Below are 3,375 nucleotides of genomic sequence, written 5' to 3'. Positions count from 1 at the left end.
GTCCGTGCGGACCGCTCGACCCCGGCTGCTCGTGTTCCGCCCGTGCGGGGCGGGCCCTGGGCCCGCCCCCGGGCCTACTCCCACTCGATGGTGCCCGGGGGCTTGGACGTGACGTCCAGGACCACCCGGTTGACCTCTTCGACCTCGTTGGTGATGCGGTTGGAGACGCGGGCCAGCAGGTCGTAGGGCAGCCGGGACCAGTCGGCGGTCATCGCGTCCTCGCTGGAGACGGGCCGCAGCACCACGGGGTGCCCGTAGGTGCGGCCGTCGCCCTGCACGCCCACCGACCGCACGTCCGCGAGAAGCACGACCGGCATCTGCCAGACCTCGTCGTCGAGCCCGGCGCGGGTCAGCTCCTCGCGGGCGATGGCGTCGGCCCGGCGCAGGACGGCGAGATTGGCCTCGGAGACCTCCCCGATGATGCGGATGGCGAGCCCGGGGCCGGGGAACGGCTGGCGCCCGACGATCTCGTGGGGCAGGCCGAGCTCGCGCCCCACGGCACGGACCTCGTCCTTGAACAGGGTGCGCAGCGGCTCGACCAGCTCGAACTGGAGGTCCTCGGGCAGCCCGCCCACGTTGTGGTGGCTCTTGATGTTGGCGGCGCCCTCCCCGCCGCCGGACTCGACGACGTCGGGGTAGAGGGTGCCCTGGACGAGGAAGCGCACGGGCTCCCCCTCCTCCGCGGCGGTCCTGGCGACCTCCTCCGCGGCGACCTCGAAGGAGCGGATGAACTCCCGGCCGATGATCTTGCGCTTCTGCTCGGGGTCGGTGACGCCCGCGAGCGCGGTGAGGAAGCGCTCCTTCTCCTCGGCCACGTGGAGGTTGACGCCGGTCGCGGCCACGAAGTCCTGCTCGACCTGCTCGGCCTCGCCCTCGCGCAGCAGCCCGTGGTCCACGAACACGCAGGTGAGCTGGTCGCCCACGGCCCGCTGGACCAGGGCGGCGGCCACGGCGGAGTCCACGCCGCCGGAGAGCCCGCAGATCACGGACGCGGAGCCGACCTGCTCGCGGATCCGCTGGACGTGCTCCTCGATGATGTTGCCGGTCGACCAGGTGGGCTCGACCTGCGCGCCGTCGAAGAGGAAGTGCTCGAGCACCTGCTGCCCGTGCACGGAGTGCTTGACCTCCGGGTGCCACTGCACGCCGTAGAGCCGGCGGCTGTCGTCGGCGAAGGCGGCCACCGGGGTGGTCTCCGTGGAGGCGAGGACCTCGAAGCCCGCGGGGGCCTCCACGACGGAGTCGCCGTGGCTCATCCACACGGTCTGGGTGCCCGGGGAGCCCTCCAGGATGGAGGCCGTGGGCCCTCCCACCGCGGTGGCGGTGGTCGCCCCGTACTCGCGGGCGCCGGTGTGCGCGACCGTCCCGCCGAGGGCCTGCGCCATGGCCTGGAAGCCGTAGCAGATGCCCAGGACGGGCACGCCGGCCTCGAAGAGCGCCGCGTCCTGCTGCGGGGCGTCCTCGGCGTAGACGGAGGAGGGTCCGCCCGAGAGGATGATCGCCGCCGGGTTCTTGGCGAGGATCTGCTCGGTGGACCAGGTGTGGGGGACGATCTCGGAGTAGACACTGGCCTCGCGGACCCGGCGGGCGATCAGCTGCGCGTACTGCGCGCCGTAGTCGACCACCAGGACCGGGCGCTGCTCCAGATCGGTGCGGGTCTCAGCTGTTTCGGTCACGCCCTCCATCCTAGGCCAGGCGCGGGACGGGCTCAGTACCGCTTCGCGGCCTTCGGGTTGGCCCGCAGCTCGGCGGTGGTCGAGGCGTGGATCTTGCGCTCCACCACGAAGGACAGGAACGGCACCACGCCGCCCAGGGCCATGACCACGAGCTGCGGGAAGGGCCAGCGCATGAGCGTCCAGATCCGGAAGCAGGAGATGAGGTAGACCACGTAGAACCAGCCGTGCACGATGAGGATCCACGTGGAGATGTTGACCCCGCCCGCGAGGTTCTCGAGCTCGAGGTCCTGCCAGCCCAGGGCCACGGTCTGCCCGGTGGCCCGGTCGGTGCCGCCCGCGATCAGGTCGTAGCCCAGGCCGTAGCGGGTGACCATCTCGGCCACGAGCAGCAGCAGGAAGGTCCCGGAGATCCAGGCGCAGACCATGTAGAAGCCGAGGGCGCCGCGGATCTGGGACTCGGTGCCCCCGAAGCGGCGGCGCGGCTGCAGGGCGGCCGCCCGGCGCGGGACGCGGCCCGGGGACGCCGCCTCGGCGGGGCGGGCGTCCGGCGGGAGGGAGACCCGCACCCCGTCGGTGCGCTCCTTCGGCGCGGGTGCCGGGGAGGGGGTCGGCTGCGTGGGTTCAGTCATGGTGGGCTCCGGTCCTGTCCTGGGTCCTGTCGTGGGTGATGGTCTCGCCGACCCGGGCGGCGGGACGGTCGCCGGGCCGGGCGGCGGGACGGTCGCCGGGCTGGTCGTCGAACCAGTAGTACTCCCCCGCCTCGGGGTCGTAGTAGTAGTAGCGTCCGGCGGCCTCGTCGTAGTAGTACTCGCCCTCGAAGTAGAAGTACTCGTCCGGGTTCTGCTCGCGCTGCCACTCGTCGCGCACGAACCGCCACCAGATGTAGAGGGCGAAGCCGGCGAAGACCACCCACTCGACCGCGTAGAAGAGGTTGAGCAGGTTCACGGACTCGTCCGTGGGCTGCTGGTCGATGTCGAGCCGGGACAGCTCCGGGTCCAGCAGCGCGGCGTCCGGGGCGAGGCTCCCGTCCCCGGCGAGCTGGAACGGCGCGGAGGCGGGGTTCTCGGCGAAGGCCGCGAGGTACCCGGACCACAGCGGGACGTCCCACAGGTTCGTGAGCTGTGCCGGGGACACCGTGCCCACCTGGCCCGCGGGCAGGTCCGCGCGGGGCACCGGGCCCTCGGCGGGCAGGTACCGGCCGACGACGTCGACGGCGCCCGACGGCTCCTCCGGCACGGACGCGGGGTCGGCGGTCCAGCCGCGGGCCACCGCGAGGGTGAGCTCACCGCGGGCGTCCGGCCACAGGTCCTCGCTGTCCGGGACGGTGAGGGCGGTGACGGCCCACCAGCCCTCCGCCCCGTCCTGCAGCCGGCCGGGGACCAGGACGGTGGAGCCGTCCCGGTAGTCGCCGGTGACGGTGACGAGCTGGTCGGCCTGCGCGGCGCTCACGGGGGCGCCGGCCCGGGCGGCCTCGGTGAGCGGGACGGCCACGTCCTTCGCCGGGTCCGCGACCGTGCGGGCCTGCTCGCTGGACTCCAGCTGCCACTGGCTCAGCAGCACGAAGCCCACGGCCAGCCCGAGACTCACGATCAGGGCGAGGATCGAGCGGGGGCGCAGGGCGGTCGAGAGCACCCGACAAGGCTAGTGCGCCTTCCTGGGCGTTCGCCAGTTGCGCGGAGGGCCCGTGCCGCGCCCCGCCGGG

Annotated in this window: 3 protein-coding genes; all 3 read right to left on the bottom strand. The window is 73.3% G+C overall.

Going from position 1 to position 3,375, the window contains the following annotated elements:
* Positions 1-74: 74 nt before the first annotated feature.
* From guaA to ACFU0Y_RS17665, 3 genes are read right to left on the bottom strand one after another with little or no spacing between them, the layout of a single operon-like run.
* Positions 75-1,682, bottom strand: coding sequence for a glutamine-hydrolyzing GMP synthase (gene guaA, locus ACFU0Y_RS17675; protein ID WP_380216192.1), 1,608 nt, complete (start codon positions 1,680-1,682; stop codon positions 75-77).
* Between the two features lie 23 nt (positions 1,683-1,705).
* Positions 1,706-2,302, bottom strand: a complete 597-nt coding sequence (locus tag ACFU0Y_RS17670; RefSeq protein WP_380216190.1) for a DUF3817 domain-containing protein — start codon at positions 2,300-2,302, stop codon at positions 1,706-1,708.
* Complete coding sequence (locus ACFU0Y_RS17665; protein ID WP_380216188.1) at positions 2,295-3,305, bottom strand: SURF1 family protein; 1,011 nt, start codon at positions 3,303-3,305, stop codon at positions 2,295-2,297. Before ACFU0Y_RS17665 ends, ACFU0Y_RS17670 begins: the two co-directional genes overlap by 8 nt.
* Positions 3,306-3,375: the final 70 nt, after the last annotated feature.

Source organism: Kocuria sp. NPDC057446, assembly GCF_042802875.1.
Taxonomy (GTDB): Bacteria; Actinomycetota; Actinomycetes; order Actinomycetales; family Micrococcaceae; genus Kocuria.
This window is presented reverse-complemented; position numbering and strand designations above follow the sequence as displayed.